Genomic DNA, 15,505 nt, shown 5'->3' with positions numbered 1-15,505 from the left:
GGGAAAAAATGAGTAACGTATATGATGCAGCGTATGAAATGGAAAAGGCGATTAGGGCAAGTAATGAATATGCCGATTTGCAACGCTTATATGATCTTGTCAATTCTGATGAAGCAACAAAAGGAATGTTTGAAAACTTCCGTAATCTGCAGATGTCATTGCAGCAAAAGCAAATGATGGGACAGGAGATTGCACCGGAAGAGGTTGAGCAAGCACAAAAGACGGTACAGCTTGTCCAACAAAACCCAACCATTTCACAATTGATGGAAGCTGAACAACGGATGAGCATGGTCATCGCAGACCTCAATAAAATTATCATGAAGCCGCTTGAAGATTTATATGGCTTGCCTGAACAACAGCAATAAGCAGTTGGAGAGACTCCCTTCTATAATGGTTGGGGGTTTTTTTTGTTCCCTGAAAGCACGGGTGCAAGGGTCATGAACCACTATTTGTTCTATTCTCGAAATTTTAGTCATAAATTTGAAAGAGGATACTACAGATGGGGGAGATCAGCATGGTATATCGATTACTTGCGGTCAATATCGACGGGACATTGCTCCAATCGAATGGCCGTTTAAATAAATCGACTAAAGAAGCAATAGATTATGTTCACCAAAAAGGTGTCCATGTTGCACTTGTGACGTCAAGAAACTATCACTCAGCAAAAAAAGTGGCCAAAGCCCTAAAAATAAATCCGATGATCGTTGCTCAGCAAGGAGCCTTTGTCGGAGCTTCCATAGAAAAGCCTATAATGGTAAAAAGAATATCAGAAGAACTGACTGCAGAGCTCGTGCAAATGCTTGAAAAGACCACGTGCCAAATATTGCTCATTCATGAAAAATACTCGCTGGGCAATCGGGTGAACCTTCCGGAGAATTTGCTTGGTAAAACGGTTATGTATATGAATGATCAAAATATTTATGCTCAAAATTATGTGGACGATATCAGTGAAGAGCTTTTTGACCAGCCGATGGCCCCGACGAAGATGGACATAATATTTTCAGAAAAAAGTGATCGAAATGATATGTTGAAATTGATAAAGGAAATGTTCCCTGAAGTGGATGCAATCTTACATCCAGGACATAAAGTGACAATCGTTCCTAAGGGTGTTTCTAAATGGAGTGGTGTATTGTATTTAGCTGACCATTTAGAGGTGAAAAGAACGGAAATCGTCTCGATTGGAGATGGATTGGATGATATGGAGATGATTGCCGGTTCTGGTCTGGGAGTTGCCATGGGCAATGCGGATGAGGAAGTAAGGAAAGTTGCAAAATGGGTGACACGCTCCAATGATCAAGAGGGTGTTGCCTATATGCTGAGGGAATTTTTCCGGAAACAGCATCCGATCGATTTTTTACAAAAGATGAATATGCTTAAGTGAATGGCGGGGCCTCTTCATATAGAAGGGGCCCCATTCAGATAATGCCGCTTGCGAGACATGTTATATTTCATAATAATTATAAGTTTCTTTCCATAAACTAAAGGAAAATCAGTAATGGAAAGGAAGAATTCAATGGGTGTAATCAATGCAAAAGAAGTGCAAGTCGGTGACGAGGTGTTTGTGATTTATAATAATCCCCATGTTCCTACCGTTTCGAATATAAGGGCAGCGGAAATTGTTCCGCATCCCAAAGATCCCAATGCAGTTGCCTTGTTCCTGAACGATACATTTCATACGATTGAGGATGATGATGCTTTGTTCACTTCGGAAGCCGCAGCGGAAAAAGCATACAGTGATTATATGGATAACCAGGACCAGATGACTTGAAGAGCGAATACTTCGCTTTACGGAAAGAGAATGAACAGATGAAAGCCCTCGCTTAAAGAGCGGGGGTTTCTTTTGATTATTAAATTAGAGCGTCGAACAAACGTAGCTTGCATCGATTGGACCCATAAAAAGGATCCAAACTCACTCACGAGTAGATGCTCCGAATTTACGAGTAAAAGCTTCAAACTCACGAGTATTTGCTCCAAACTCACAAGTAAAAGCTCGGAACTCATGAGTAATTGCTCCAAACTTACGTGTAAACGCACCGATACTCACATGTCAGAAGCCATTAGTGATTAAAACAGCAAATTTGACTGGTGAATTTCCGTCTTAAATAAAAAAACTGTCACTCTTTTTTTAAGAAAAACAGAGTGACAGTTACTTAATATCAGTTATTGGATTGTATGAATAGTTTCATTGCGTGAATTTGGCCTATATGATTAGTTTCGTGCAAGACTACAAAATTAATGAATTCTCCCACTGTTTCCATTCCGTTGAAAGGCTGTGCTGTTTTTTCTGCCAATTGTTCTTCCGGAATTTCAAGAAGTCGATCAAGTTGATCATGCAACTGTTGCTTTAAAACTTCAACTGTAGGTACATCTCCGGTCCAGTCGGCAGGTTTTGAACCATATCCGAATAGCTGGCTGTAATTCGCTGGTAAGTTGCTGTTGGAGTTCAATAAAAATTTTTCCGCTGCAGTAAGAACATGTCCGATGTGCCAATGGATTGTATTATTAAAGCCTTCTGGCTGCACATCCATAAACTCTGGATTGATTCCCTCGATTTCTTTTAAAAGATTGCCACGCATGGCTGTCAGTTGATTATTAATATAATTCATTTTACATTCCCCTTTCAATCTTGTTTTTCTTACCGCTACTCATGAAATTATAGCAAGGATATTTCAATATTATCAAATTTTAGATAAGCCTTTTCAAAAGGGAAAGGCTTATCAATTTACAATTTATTTCATTTTAAGGGTTGTAATTGTCAGAAAATTTATTATAATTAAAATAATGTCAGGTAAACTTACATAGATATGTAAAGTTAAGGTGCGGAAAGAGAAACAAAGTGATGGTAATTGAAGTAAGTGTATGCATTTATTGCAAGGGAAGAGTGCATCCAAATTTAATGGAGAGTACTTGGAATATTTGGCGGTATAGTTTGGCAAAAGGAGAGAGGGTATGCGTTTAACAGCAAGGGAACAGGAAAAGTTAATGGTTGTAGTGGCGGCAGATTTGGCAAGAAGGCGAAAAGATCGCGGCTTGAAATTGAACTATCCGGAATCCATTGCCTTGATTACCTATGAAATAGTCGAAGGAGCCAGGGATGGGAAATCAGTATCGGAACTGATGCAATTTGGCAGGACGATTCTTTCAAGTGAAGATGTTATGGATGGGATTCCTGAGATTATTCATGATATTCAAGTTGAGGCAACGTTTCCGGATGGTACAAAGCTTGTGACTGTTCATAATCCGATTCAGTAAGGAGGATGAGGCCATGATACCAGGTGAATTTATCTTGAAAAAAGAACCGGTCGTATGTAACGAGGGAAAGATTTCAACGGTCATAACAGTCATCAACAGGGGAGACCGTCCGATACAGATTGGCTCACACTTTCACTTTTATGAAGTGAATCTTGGACTGGAGTTCATTCGTGAGAATGCTTTTGGGAAAAGGCTGAACATTCCTGCTGGTACAGCTGTCCGTTTTGAGCCGGGCGATGCGAAGGAAATCGAACTGGTCCCATTCAGCGGCAAGAGGGAAGTTTATGGATTAAGCAATAAAACGAATGGTCCGCTTGATAAGGAGTGAAAATATGAGTCATGAAATGTCACGTAAGCAATATGCCGACATGTTTGGTCCGACAACAGGGGATTTAATTAGATTGGCAGATACCGAGCTTTTTATAGAAGTGGAAAAGGATTTTACAAAGTACGGGGATGAAGTGAAATTTGGCGGGGGTAAAGTGATCCGTGATGGTATGGGGCAACATCCAACCGCTTCAAGAGATGAGGTGATGGATCTTGTTTTTACCAACGCGATCATCATCGATTATACAGGCGTTTATAAAGCGGACATTGGCGTGAAGGATGGAAATATTGCAGCTATAGGAAAAGCGGGAAATCCCCTATTGATGGATGGGGTGACAATGGTGATAGGAGCAGCTACCGAAATAATTGCAGCTGAAGGTAAGATCGTTACAGCTGGAGGTATTGATGCCCACATCCATTTCATTGCCCCGCAGCAAATCGAGACTGCACTGTCAAGCGGGATCACGACAATGATCGGTGGGGGAACCGGACCAGCAACGGGAACGAACGCCACGACGTGTACTCCGGGAGCTTGGAATATACATAAAATGCTCGAAGCAGCAGATCATTTCCCTATGAATCTCGGTTTTTTGGGTAAAGGTAATTCCTCGGCCAAAGAACCGCTTGCTGAGCAAATAGAGGCTGGTGCGATCGGGCTGAAATTACATGAAGATTGGGGCACGACGGCTGCAGCGATCGATACAAGTTTAATGGTGGCTGACGTTTACGATGTTCAAGTGGCGATTCATTCCGACACGCTTAATGAAGGTGGTTTCGTCGAGGATACGATCAGAGCGATCGACGGCCGTGTCATTCATACATATCATACCGAAGGAGCGGGCGGGGGGCATGCCCCTGATATCATCAAGGCGGCTAGTTATCCGAATATTCTCCCGTCCTCGACGAACCCTACCCGTCCATACACCATCAATACGTTGGAAGAGCATTTGGATATGCTGATGGTATGCCATCATTTGGATCCATCCGTTCCGGAAGATATCGCTTTTGCCGATTCCCGGATAAGAAAAGAGACTATTGCAGCTGAAGACATTCTTCATGACCTGGGTGTCTTTAGCATGATCAGCTCCGATTCCCAAGCGATGGGTCGTGTAGGAGAAGTTATACTACGAACATGGCAGACGGCCGATAAGATGAAAAAGCAGCGTGGCAAAATGCTGGAGGATACAGGGGAAGGGGACAATTTCCGCGTTAAGCGTTATATTGCCAAATATACGATAAATCCTGCAATTACACATGGGATTTCTGATGTCGTCGGATCTGTGGAAGAAGGGAAATTCGCAGACTTGGTGCTATGGGATCCTGCCTTTTTCGGGGTTAAACCGGACATGATTCTAAAAGGGGGCATGATCGCGCACAGTATGATGGGAGATCCGAATGCTTCGATTCCAACGCCTCAACCCGTGTTATACCGCCCGATGTTTGCAAGTTTTGGAAAGGCCGTTGCGAGTACGTCGATTACGTTCCTATCAAAAGCGTCATATGAAGCGGGGATTCATGATGACCTGGGTTTGAAAAAAATAGTGAAGACTGTCTCGAACATTCGCAATCTTACAAAAAAAGATATGAAGTTAAACGGGGAGACCCCTGTCATAGAAGTTGATCCGCAAACATATGAAGTGACGGTGGATGGTGATTTAATTACGTGTGAGCCGGCGGAAATCCTGCCGATGGCGCAACGATACTTTTTATTCTGAGGTGAATGACATGATAGTTGAAGAAGTATTGGGGAATATAGAGTTTATTGAAAAAAAAGCGAAACATATGGAAAAGGTTTATCTGGAAAGCGATGCATTAAGAAAACGGATACTAAGGGTTAAAACGGATCATGGAAATGAAATTGGGATACGCCTTAAAGAAAACAAGGATTTGATGGATGGCGACATCCTTTATATGGATGAAAATAATATGATTGTGATCCATACAATAGATGACGATATTTTGACGATCTTGCCTACAACTCTAGGGCAGATGGGCGATATAGCGCATCAATTGGGAAATCGCCACTTACCTGCCCAATTTGATGGGGATGAAATGCTTGTTCAATATGATTACCTGGTGGAAGAGCTTTTAATGGAACTTGATATACCGTTTCGTCGTGAAAAGAGAAAGGTGAAGCAGGCATTCCGTCATATCGGCCATTCACATGATTGAACGTTTGTTTCCGTTGATCCAGCTTTGTGATTCCAATTTTCCTTCTGGGTCGTTCTCCCATTCATTCGGGATGGAGACTTACATTCAAGAAGGGAAGATCCATGATGCAACTTCTTTAAAGGAGTTTTTGAAGGTATACATTTCTAAATCTTTAACTTATACAGATGGACTGGGGTGCCGGCTTGCATATGAATTTGTAAGTAGTCATAGGGCTGAAGGAATATGGGATCTGGATGAGTTGCTTTATGCCGCATGTTCCGCCCGGGAATCCAGGGAAGCCTCGAAAAGAATTGGACAGCAGATGGCTAAACTATGCTCGAACTTATACCCATCCAAAGAGTTATCGGCATACTTGAAGAAAATCAAAGGAAAACAATGCTATGGACATCCGGCCATTGTATTTGCGCTTGTGTGTAACGAACTGAACCTTACCGTAGAAATGGCCATTCATGCCTGTTTGTATGCAGCCGTGTCCTCGCTGATCCAAAATGCAGTAAGAGGAATCCCTTTAGGTCAGACAGCTGGACAATCATTGTTATTTTGGACACATGAGGTCATCCAGACAGCCGTTGCATTCATTAAAGGACTTCCAGAGGATGAACTCGGACGGACACTGCCGGGATTGGAAATCGCCCAAATGAGGCATGAGGGTTTACATGTAAGACTATTTATGAGTTAACCAGAAAAGAGGTGACAGGTTTGCCTCATATGGAGGTAAATCGATAATAGATGAAACAAGTAGTCAAAATAGGTGTAGGCGGCCCGGTTGGTGCCGGAAAAACGATGCTTGTCGAGAAGTTGACACGGGTAATGGAAAATGACTTCAGCATGGCAGTTGTAACGAATGATATATATACAAAAGAAGATGCGCTGTTTTTAATGAAAAATGGTGTACTTCCTGAAAATCGAATCATTGGTGTGGAAACCGGCGGCTGTCCACATACAGCTATACGTGAGGACGCCTCGATGAATTTTGCAGCGATTGATGAATTGATGGAACTCCATCCGGAACTGGATTTGATTTTTGTGGAGAGCGGCGGTGATAATTTAGCGGCGACCTTCAGCCCTGAACTCGTTGACTTTTCAATCTATATCATTGATGTCGCACAAGGGGAGAAAATCCCTCGGAAAGGTGGCCAGGGAATGATTAAATCGGATTTATTCATCATTAATAAAACGGACTTGGCCCCGTATGTAGGAGCAAGCCTGGAAGTGATGGAGAGGGATACATTAACGACCCGAGGGGATAAACCTTTCTTTTTTACTAACTTAAAAGACGAAAAGGGTTTGACTGATGTCGTGAACTGGATAAAGTCAGAGGCGTTTCTAGTAGGTCTTGAGCAGTGAGTTGGACAGGCAGCATTCGCATAAAGGCGGTACTGAAAAATGCTCGAACGATAGTGAGTGATGCTTATTATGACGGGGCATTCAAATTGTCCCGTCCTGTGTTTCTTGATGAACTTTCACCTACCTATTTTCTCATTCATGTTGGAGGCGGCTATGTAGGTGGTGACAAGTACCATCAGCTTTTTTGTTTGGAAGAAGGGGCTACAATGACATTGACGACACAGTCTGCGACAAAGATATACAAAACGATGGATGAGCCGGCAGTGCAGAAAACCGAGTTAGTTTTAAAAAAGGAAAGTTTTCTTACCTATGTTCAGGACCCTGTAATTGCCTATGAATCTGCTCGATATATTCAGGATACGACGATACATATGGAAAGCGGAGCGGGATTGTTGATGACTGATATATTTACACCAGGATGGTCAGAGAGCAGGGGGGCATTTACATATGATTGGATCCGCTCCAAATTGAACGTGTTTCAAGATGGTAAAAGGCTGATAATGGACCACTTGTTTCTGAATCCTTCAGACGAGATGGACTCTGTACTTTTATTGGAAGGATATAGTCATTTTGGCTCGCTATTATTGATATATCAAGAGGTGGATGGGGAATTCATTACCGAACTCGATGAAATGCTTTCTCCGTTAGGAAGCAATGTTAGAATAGGTTTTTCCCGGTTGCCAATACGGGGTTTGATGCTGCGGGTATTGGCAAATCAAACTCAACAGATAGAAAAGGTATTTTCAGTTTGTGAGGATCTCTTCCGAAGGAAAATGCTTCGGGAGGATCCAATTTTTTATCGTAAATATTAGTAAAGGGAAAGGCTGTGTTTTATGGAAATGAGTTTATTGCTGGTTTTAGGCATTGGATTTGTATTAGGCATCAAGCATGCTCTGGAACCCGATCATATCATTGCCGTTTCTACGATTGCGAGCCAAAGCAAGAAAATATGGAAATCTTCACTTGCAGGCGTATTTTGGGGAATCGGGCATACACTTACTCTTTTGGTGTTCGGTGTCATCCTGATCCTTTTGAAAAACGAAATTCCGGAAGCTTGGGCAATGTCATTGGAATTTCTTGTGGGAATCATGCTGGTATATTTAGGTATCACGACGATTTTTTCTTGGAAGCAAACGGAGCGGCATGACCATACAGGCCGGGCTACATATCTGAAATCGATGTTAGTGGGAATTGTCCACGGACTTGCAGGCAGTGCTGCAATGGTCCTTCTTACTATAAGTACGATAGATGAAGCATGGCAGGGGGCAATCTACATTATCATATTTGGTGTAGGTACTTGTATAGGCATGCTTCTGTTCACTACGATTTTAAGCATCCCCTTTGTCACAAGCTCTTCCTCCAAAAAAGTCAATCGTTTACTCATACGATTGACAGGTGTGATAAGCACGGTTTTCGGAATCTATTATATGTACAATCTGGGCATCAACGAGGAACTATTTTCTGTATGGTTTGGTTGAATGCAGGCCATATGCAAGGGATACAAGGTTCATGAACTCTCAAGCCAAAAGCTTGAGGGTTTTTTTGCTGTTTATAAATCGATAAACATTCCTATTACTCTTTTGAGAGGACTAGTATAATGAAATATATTGGATAATTAATCCATTGGGGTATGAGGAGATGACATGTAATGAAAAGGAAACCGTTCCTGGTTGCACTTAGTCTAATATCAATAACGTTAGCATCAGGTTGCACAACAAAGCAAGAACATATTTCCGTTCAAAAATATGAAGGTGAAAACTACAAATTCGAAGCATATAAAGAAAAGATAGAAATGGGGAAAACAGAAAAAACAAAAGAAATAGTAAAGAATGCTGATTGGGAAGAATTCGCATTGGAGAAGGATCATCCTAAGGCGGACTTCATCTTTTATTTTAATGATGAAAAAAGCGAAGGTAAAATAGCTGTATTTTATGTTTGGGTTAATACGGATGAAAATATTGTAGAATTGACGAAGGATGAACATAGCCATTATGTACAGTTAAATAGAAAGGATTCTGAAACTATATTAAGACTGCTGCATTAATGAAAAGGAAAAGATCCGCAAAATTCCAGACAAGCATCTTTTTATTGTATTTAGAACTCTCATGTGCCCGAATATCAACAGAGTTAGAGTTATTTAGCGTATCCGGATTTTTAAGGTGTAATCTTTTGGGGGACTTATGTGGAAAATTACTTTATCTAATGGAAAAACGGTGGAAGTTGAGGGTGGTGTAATAGTCGAATCAGAATATTTTCATGCTCACCAAGACGTTGCATATTCCATTGAAGGTTTAGTTATTTTAGCATCTAAACGCCATATTAAGTGCTTTGATGAATTAAATGAACCAGAAAAGGTTGATTACATAAACTTATTATCCAAGATTAGAAAAGCTCAAAGGGAAATATTAGGGATAGAACATGTTTATTATTTTTACAATGAGGATACTACCCACCATTTTCATACTTGGATGGTTCCTCGATATGAATGGATGTACGAGTTTGGACGTTCGGTGGAATCAGTTAGACCGGTTTTGCTTCATGCAAGAAACAGATGCGTGATTTCCTATACAAAAATCTATAATAATGTTTGATAACACTTTGTTTAAAAAAGGAGAAAGAAACCGGACTTCCATACAAGTCCGGTTTCTTTCATTCTGCTTAGGCTAAATCAGTCTTCTTATTCGTTGTCCTCAATAGTGGCATGGTGCAACAACGGAAAGAGCCACCGGACTTGATGATTTCGCTTATATCGACTTCAATGACTTCGTATCCGCGTTCACGAAGCTGACTATTTACCTGTTTATTACATGGAAGGCTGAATAATTTTTTATTCCCAATCGAAAGTACGTTGGTTCCTAATGTAAATTGTTCTTCTTTAGTCACTTCGATCATGTCATAACGTGAAGCTAATAGATCCATCTCTTTTTTTGTAAAGGACTCTGGAAAAATAAGCGCCTCTGTAGGTGATATGATATTGAATACACAATCTAAATGAAGGAATTTTTCAACGAAAGGAACCGCGATGACATTGTATTCCGGTAATAATGTTTGAAGATGCTTGATGGATGTTTCATCCGTTCTTTCACTGACTCCAATATAGATGGTCTTTCCGTCAATAATGACATCTCCGCCCTCGATATGATTTTTGCGGAGATTGACAAGTGGGATATCGTTCGTTTCGAGCCAGGATTTCAATATTAGTTCTTCACCCTGCCTGATACCTGTTGCCAACTCAGCTACATAAACGGTATTGCCAAGAGTGAAACCGATATCTCTCGTGAAGACTTGTTCTGGATATGTAAATTTCGGCGGAAGTTTTATGACCTCAATCCCTTCATGTTCAAGAGCCCTTATAAATTGGGTGTGCTGCTCCAAGGCAAGTCCTTGATCGATATTTTCTTCTTGAAACTCTTTTTGAGTTTCGTTAATGATCTCCCGGATCTCCATGTAACGAGGTTCACAGACGATCACTCGTGACAGCTTTGAATATTCACTCGCACAATAAGCTTCTAGTTCTTCGTTTATTTTGTTTACCATAAATGAGCTCCCTCTAAATATAATTGTATCTTTACTATTTCCTCTTTTTTCTAGAAAGAAACATAAAAAATATGTCAGAGAACTGTACCACTAAATTTGGATGGTTTAAAAATAACATTTCAGATTACGCTCCTAATAAATGAATCCGATATATCCCGGTTAGATCCTTTCAATTCGAAGAAAAGCGAGTTTGCCTGCAGTTTTTTTATTAAAAAAACGTTCCAGTTGATTTCCGAAATCCACTCCCTTTCCGCCGACTGTCTGCCAAGCCGCATCAAAGCAAGCGGCTGTGGGGTCTCGACTAGCCAGTTATTCGGAAGGAGTGTCGCAAATTTCATCAATCTAGGGAGGTTTTCATCCATATAAAAAAGTAAAAAAACATGAAGGATAACCAAGTTTTCTTTTAAAAACATGGTTCGTGGGTGAGGGCGTTCCGAACGTCCTTTTTGTCGTCAAACAGAAAGGATCTGGTTTAGATCCTTTTTTTATTTGAAAATATCATCTAGATAAAGCCGGATTCAAAATAATCGTAAAAGGCACCTAGGGAAAAAGGATTATTTTTTTTCTGGTCGAATATATAATGAGCATGCTTTTAATATAAGGGGGAGATTGTAATGATGGATACTCCATTGATCATGACTCAAATCATTGAGAGAGCTGAAAAATATTTTCCGAAGAAAGAGGTAGTTTCGCGTACGGATGGTGGAATTCATACATTTACATATGCTGAGATAGCTGAGCGTACAAGAAGGCTGACAAGTAATCTTGAAAAATTCGGTATTCAAACAGGTGACCGTATTGGAACACTTGCCTGGAACCATCATCGTCATTTAGAAGCTTATTTTGCGATTCCTTGTCATGGTGCTGTCCTACATACAATTAATATGCGTCTGTCTCCTCAACATGTTTCTTATATCGTCAATAGTGCGGAGGATCGGTTATTATTGATAGACCCGGATGTCATCCCCCTTTTGGAAGCAATTAAAGATGAGTTAACGACAGTGGAAGGTTATATCATAATGACGGATAAAGAGGAGCTGCCCGATACGACCCTTTCTCCTATTTATCATTATGAAAAATTATTAGCCGAAGGGAATCCGAAACAGCCATTCATTCAAACCTTGGATGAAAATGCACCTGCCGGCATATGTTATACTTCCGCCACGACCGGGAATCCAAAAGGTGTGGTTTATTCACATCGCGGAATTTTGTTGCATGCGATTGCACTGGGGCTTGCCGATTCTACAGCATTAAGCGAACGTGATGTGGCCCTTCCTGTCGTGCCTATGTTTCATGTGAATGCCTGGGGCATGCCTTTTGCCAGTGTTTGGTTTGGAACGAAGATGGTTTTGCCGGGACCCTATTTCACCCCAAAGATTTTGGCTGAGCTTATAGAAACGGAGAAGGTTACAATCGCAGCAGGGGTTCCGACGATATGGATGGGCTTATTGAAGGAGCTAGAAGAAGGCAGCCATGATACGAGCAGCATTCGTGCTGTTTTATGCGGAGGGTCGGCTGCTCCGAAAAGCATGATTAAAACCTTTGAACAGAAGTATGGGATACCATTCCTGCATGCCTATGGAATGACTGAAACAAGCCCGCTCGTATTTATATCCAAACCAAAAAGCTATCAGGAAGACCTCCCTGAAGAAGAACTTTATGAGTTGAAGGCCAAGCAGGGCCTTGTTTCGCCAATGATAGAAATTAAAGTGATCGGTCAGGATGGCGAAGTGAAACCTGATGGAAAAGAAATGGGAGAATTGCTGATCAGGGGTCCTTGGATAGCAAATGAGTATTTTAAGGATGGGCGGTCAGAAGATACGTTTAAAGATGGCTGGCTGTATACGGGGGATGTTGTCACGATTGATGAAGAAGGATTCGTGAAAATCGTCGACCGGACTAAGGACTTGATAAAAAGTGGCGGTGAGTGGATTTCTTCCGTAGATATAGAGAATGCATTAATGGCTCATGAAGGAATCTTTGAGGCGGCGGTAATTGCAGTGCCTCATGAAAAATGGCAGGAACGGCCGATTGCCTGTGTTGTTTTGAAGGACGCATACAAGGGGCATGTGTCCCAGGAGGACATCATCGAATTTTTAAAGCCGCAGTTTGCAAAATGGTGGCTGCCTGATGAAGTGGTCTTTTTGGATGAAATCCCGAAAACCGGTGTTGGGAAGTTCTTGAAAAGGGCATTGCGTGATCAGCTTCAGGATAAATATATCAATAAATAATGCTATATTTGTTTAATTATAACTTTTCACCCTATTCTGTTAATGGACGAAAAATATATAATAGAGTCATAGAACGAAAGAGGAGGAAATAAATTGAGTATTGAATCGACATCACCTGCCGGCACTGTTTTAGTCACATATTCGGACAGGACGGCTACTGTTGCAATGAACCGTCCAGAGGCCATGAATGCTTTAAATCCGAAAATGCTGCATGATTTTATTAATGCCCTTAAGGAAGTAAGTGAGAATGATAAAGTGGACGTCGTCATTTTAAAAGGAAATGGAAAAGCATTTTCCGCGGGTGGTGACATTAAGATGATGCTCTCGCCTAGAGAAGAAAACGCTTTCAATGAACTGATGGATGGAATCAGTGAATTGGTGACCACTCTATACTTCATGCCTAAATTGACCATCAGTGCCATTCATGGTGCAGCTGCAGGGCTTGGGTTGAGTATAGCTCTTGCAACCGATCATCTTATTGCCGATTCGGAAAGTAAGGTTGCGATGAATTTTATCGGGATTGGATTAATCCCTGATGGCGGCGGACACTTCTTCCTTGAACGTCGCCTTGGTGAAGTGGGTGCGAAAGAATTGATCTGGGAAGGTAAAGTTCTTACAGCGCTTGAAGCAAAAGACAAGGGCCTCATTCATGAAGTGGCAGACGGAACCTTGGAACATGCGGTAGAGAAGAAAGTGCAATCATGGCTGCAAAGCCCGGTTCAGGCCATGATTAAAACGAAAAAGATCCTTAGTGAAAAAAATCGCCCACTACTAATTAAGATGCTTGAGATTGAAAAAGCTGCTCAGATGAAAATGCGCCAAACAGCGGACCACCAAGAGGGAATAAAAGCTTTCGTGGAAAAAAGGAAACCGAACTTCATCGGAAAATGAATGAGAAAGGCCGTCACGTTTTTGTGACGGCCTTTCCTATATAGTTTAAAAAGGAGGATGTAGAAAAATTGATTACATCTTTAGTGATTGCGCTTCCATTTCAAATCAGCGATGAAAAAGCAATAAAGCGCCTGAAGGTGATGTACAGCGATGTGTTTGATCTTGATAGTTTTTTTCATTCAATAGATTTTGTCCCAATTCTTTTGCTTGTTCATCATTCTCGGCTGTAAATGATTCATCCAATAGTTTTTCCCCTGACGGTTCAAAAACCGTTAATTTGTATATTCTGCTCATTTTCAAAAACTCCCTTGTCAAAAATAATACTGTCTTTTATCTAAAAGATAGGAACTGTTATAAAAATTTTATCATTATCTGTCAATTTTGACTATTGTTATGTGAGGGAAATGTAATAAGACAGGGAATATTGATAAGTAGCTGAAAATCTTGAAAAATGATGGAAAATAACCATATCGAACTAATTTCAAAGTTTTTTTCCTTTAAGTTTGGAAAGAATGAAAACAAAACCTATTTATACTAGAGGAATTCTCTCTTTAAAATGAAAAATCATAAATGATATAATAAACCTGAGTAAAAGTGCATGTAGGAAGTGTATGGGCCGAAGGGGGATTTTTTGAATGACGGTAAAAATCGTTAATAATATCACTGAATTGATAGGAGATACACCTGTTGTAAGGATTAATCATTTAACAGCGGAGGGTGACGCTGAAGTATTTGTGAAACTTGAATATTTCAATCCGAGCCGCAGCGTAAAAGATCGGGCTGCCTTCAACTTAATTAGGCAGGCTGAATTGGATGATATCATTCAATCTGGGGCCACGATCATAGAACCAACATCAGGGAATACAGGTATTGGGCTTGCTATGAATGCCGCGGCAAAGGGGTATCGGGCCATTATGGTCATGCCGGATAATATGTCGAAAGAAAGAATCAATATCTTAAAAGCATACGGAGCAGAAGTTGTCCTCACCCCTGCATCTGAGCGGATGCCGGGAGCCATTCGAAAAGCTGAGGAACTCGCCGCAGAGATTCCTAATAGCTTTATTCCGCAGCAATTCGAAAACCAAGCCAACCCTGATATTCACAGAGTGACGACAGCAGCCGAGATTCTAGATCAGATGGATGGAAACCTGGATGTGTTTGTCGCTACTGCTGGAACGGGAGGGACGATTACCGGTACTGGTGAAGCCTTAAAAGAACATCTTCCGGATTTAAGGGTTGTCGTTGTCGAGCCTAAGGGTTCTCCAGTTCTATCCGGCGGAAAGCCTGGGCCTCATAAGTTAGTGGGTACGAGCCCTGGTTTTATCCCCACCATCTTAAATACAGAGGTATTTGATGAAATCGTTCAAGCGGCTGATGAAGATGCGATTTCCACCATGAAGGATATGGCTTCGAAGGAAGGTATATTGATTGGACCTTCAGGAGGTGCCTCTGTCTGGACTGCCCTGCAGGAAGCCCGTCGTCTTGGAAGTGGAAAACGAGTATTATGCATTGCACCGGATAATGGTGAACGCTATTTAAGTATGGATATTTTTAAATGATGAAAAAAGACCGAATGCCGTGCATGAAACAATGTTCACGCCATTCGGTCTTTTTCCTGTTGAATTTGCCCATACTGGAATATCTAGGTACCAGGATGCCATATTAAAATAATAATGTATGGGAAAGTATGTTCTGTTCATGTTAAAATTAAATGTGAAATGTTGATAGAAATCGAGGTGATACTTTTG

At 41.1% G+C, this 15,505-nt stretch carries 20 protein-coding genes; 16 read left to right on the top strand and 4 right to left on the bottom strand.

Annotated features, from left to right (window positions below):
* Positions 1-8 precede the first annotated feature (8 nt).
* The 3 genes from BS1321_RS06720 to BS1321_RS06710 all read left to right on the top strand — a co-directional run bounded on the left by BS1321_RS06720 (position 9) and on the right by BS1321_RS06710 (position 1,768).
* Positions 9-365 (top strand): YlbF/YmcA family competence regulator, encoded by a 357-nt coding sequence (locus BS1321_RS06720; protein ID WP_034314741.1) that lies wholly within the window; start codon positions 9-11, stop codon positions 363-365.
* Positions 366-514: 149 nt separating this feature from the next.
* Positions 515-1,381, top strand: a complete 867-nt coding sequence (locus BS1321_RS06715) for a Cof-type HAD-IIB family hydrolase (protein ID WP_063232418.1) — start codon at positions 515-517, stop codon at positions 1,379-1,381.
* A gap of 114 nt (positions 1,382-1,495) precedes the next feature.
* A complete protein-coding gene (locus BS1321_RS06710) occupies positions 1,496-1,768 on the top strand; it encodes a transcriptional regulator SplA domain-containing protein (RefSeq protein WP_230160273.1) in 273 nt (90 codons plus the stop codon).
* A 388-nt stretch (positions 1,769-2,156) separates the two neighbouring features.
* On the opposite strand, the gene BS1321_RS06705 is transcribed toward BS1321_RS06710, so the two are convergent.
* Positions 2,157-2,606 (bottom strand): DinB family protein, encoded by a 450-nt coding sequence (locus BS1321_RS06705; protein WP_063232279.1) that lies wholly within the window; start codon positions 2,604-2,606, stop codon positions 2,157-2,159.
* Positions 2,607-2,949: 343 nt separating this feature from the next.
* Between BS1321_RS06705 and BS1321_RS06700 the strand changes: the two genes are divergently transcribed.
* The 10 genes from BS1321_RS06700 to BS1321_RS06655 all read left to right on the top strand — a co-directional run bounded on the left by BS1321_RS06700 (position 2,950) and on the right by BS1321_RS06655 (position 9,689).
* Positions 2,950-3,252 carry an urease subunit gamma gene (locus tag BS1321_RS06700; RefSeq protein WP_048687392.1) on the top strand — a complete coding sequence of 101 codons (303 nt, stop codon included), beginning with the start codon at positions 2,950-2,952 and terminating at the stop codon, positions 3,250-3,252.
* A gap of 13 nt (positions 3,253-3,265) precedes the next feature.
* Positions 3,266-3,580: an urease subunit beta gene (locus BS1321_RS06695; RefSeq protein WP_063232278.1), complete on the top strand. Its 315-nt coding sequence runs from the start codon at positions 3,266-3,268 to the stop codon at positions 3,578-3,580.
* Between the two features lie 4 nt (positions 3,581-3,584).
* On the top strand, positions 3,585-5,294 hold the full coding sequence (gene ureC, locus BS1321_RS06690) for an urease subunit alpha (RefSeq protein WP_063232277.1): 1,710 nt from the start codon (positions 3,585-3,587) through the stop codon (positions 5,292-5,294).
* A 10-nt stretch (positions 5,295-5,304) separates the two neighbouring features.
* On the top strand, positions 5,305-5,751 hold the full coding sequence (gene ureE / locus BS1321_RS06685; protein ID WP_063232276.1) for an urease accessory protein UreE: 447 nt from the start codon (positions 5,305-5,307) through the stop codon (positions 5,749-5,751).
* Positions 5,744-6,430 carry an urease accessory protein UreF gene (locus tag BS1321_RS06680; RefSeq protein ID WP_174524156.1) on the top strand — a complete coding sequence of 229 codons (687 nt, stop codon included), beginning with the start codon at positions 5,744-5,746 and terminating at the stop codon, positions 6,428-6,430. Before ureE ends, BS1321_RS06680 begins: the two co-directional genes overlap by 8 nt.
* Positions 6,431-6,480: 50 nt before the next feature.
* Positions 6,481-7,098 carry an urease accessory protein UreG gene (gene ureG, locus BS1321_RS06675; protein WP_048687385.1) on the top strand — a complete coding sequence of 206 codons (618 nt, stop codon included), beginning with the start codon at positions 6,481-6,483 and terminating at the stop codon, positions 7,096-7,098.
* Entirely contained in the window at positions 7,095-7,910 is an 816-nt protein-coding gene (locus BS1321_RS06670) for an urease accessory protein UreD (RefSeq protein ID WP_063232275.1), read from the top strand. Before ureG ends, BS1321_RS06670 begins: the two co-directional genes overlap by 4 nt.
* Positions 7,911-7,931: 21 nt before the next feature.
* The gene (locus BS1321_RS06665) at positions 7,932-8,576 is read left to right on the top strand and encodes an urease accessory protein UreH domain-containing protein (RefSeq protein ID WP_063232274.1); all 645 of its coding nucleotides are present in this window, start codon (positions 7,932-7,934) and stop codon (positions 8,574-8,576) included.
* Between the two features lie 170 nt (positions 8,577-8,746).
* Positions 8,747-9,142 (top strand): hypothetical protein, encoded by a 396-nt coding sequence (locus tag BS1321_RS06660; RefSeq protein ID WP_063232273.1) that lies wholly within the window; start codon positions 8,747-8,749, stop codon positions 9,140-9,142.
* 136 nt (positions 9,143-9,278) lie between these two features.
* Positions 9,279-9,689 (top strand): HIT family protein, encoded by a 411-nt coding sequence (locus BS1321_RS06655; RefSeq protein ID WP_063232272.1) that lies wholly within the window; start codon positions 9,279-9,281, stop codon positions 9,687-9,689.
* A 67-nt stretch (positions 9,690-9,756) separates the two neighbouring features.
* Here the strand turns inward: BS1321_RS06655 and BS1321_RS06650 are convergent, their stop codons facing one another.
* Entirely contained in the window at positions 9,757-10,635 is an 879-nt protein-coding gene (locus BS1321_RS06650) for a dimethylarginine dimethylaminohydrolase family protein (RefSeq protein ID WP_174524155.1), read from the bottom strand.
* 119 nt (positions 10,636-10,754) lie between these two features.
* Positions 10,755-10,976: a hypothetical protein gene (locus BS1321_RS06645; protein WP_155726443.1), complete on the bottom strand. Its 222-nt coding sequence runs from the start codon at positions 10,974-10,976 to the stop codon at positions 10,755-10,757.
* 273 nt (positions 10,977-11,249) lie between these two features.
* Here BS1321_RS06645 and BS1321_RS06640 point away from each other — a divergent pair, with 273 nt between their 5' ends.
* Together BS1321_RS06640 and BS1321_RS06635 are read left to right on the top strand one after the other, a co-directional pair.
* On the top strand, positions 11,250-12,866 hold the full coding sequence (locus BS1321_RS06640) for a long-chain fatty acid--CoA ligase (protein ID WP_063232270.1): 1,617 nt from the start codon (positions 11,250-11,252) through the stop codon (positions 12,864-12,866).
* A 93-nt stretch (positions 12,867-12,959) separates the two neighbouring features.
* Positions 12,960-13,757: an enoyl-CoA hydratase gene (locus BS1321_RS06635; protein ID WP_081112841.1), complete on the top strand. Its 798-nt coding sequence runs from the start codon at positions 12,960-12,962 to the stop codon at positions 13,755-13,757.
* A 105-nt stretch (positions 13,758-13,862) separates the two neighbouring features.
* Here BS1321_RS06635 and BS1321_RS06630 read toward each other — a convergent pair whose 3' ends face one another.
* Positions 13,863-14,051, bottom strand: a complete 189-nt coding sequence (locus tag BS1321_RS06630) for a YhzD family protein (RefSeq protein ID WP_063232269.1) — start codon at positions 14,049-14,051, stop codon at positions 13,863-13,865.
* 341 nt (positions 14,052-14,392) lie between these two features.
* On the opposite strand from BS1321_RS06630, the gene cysK reads away from it, so the two are divergent.
* Positions 14,393-15,316, top strand: coding sequence for a cysteine synthase A (cysK, locus tag BS1321_RS06625; RefSeq protein WP_063232268.1), 924 nt, complete (start codon positions 14,393-14,395; stop codon positions 15,314-15,316).
* The last annotated feature ends 189 nt before the right edge of the window (positions 15,317-15,505 follow it).

This window comes from Peribacillus simplex NBRC 15720 = DSM 1321, assembly GCF_002243645.1.
In the GTDB taxonomy this organism is placed as follows: Bacteria; Bacillota; Bacilli; order Bacillales; family DSM-1321; genus Peribacillus; species Peribacillus simplex.
This window is presented reverse-complemented; position numbering and strand designations above follow the sequence as displayed.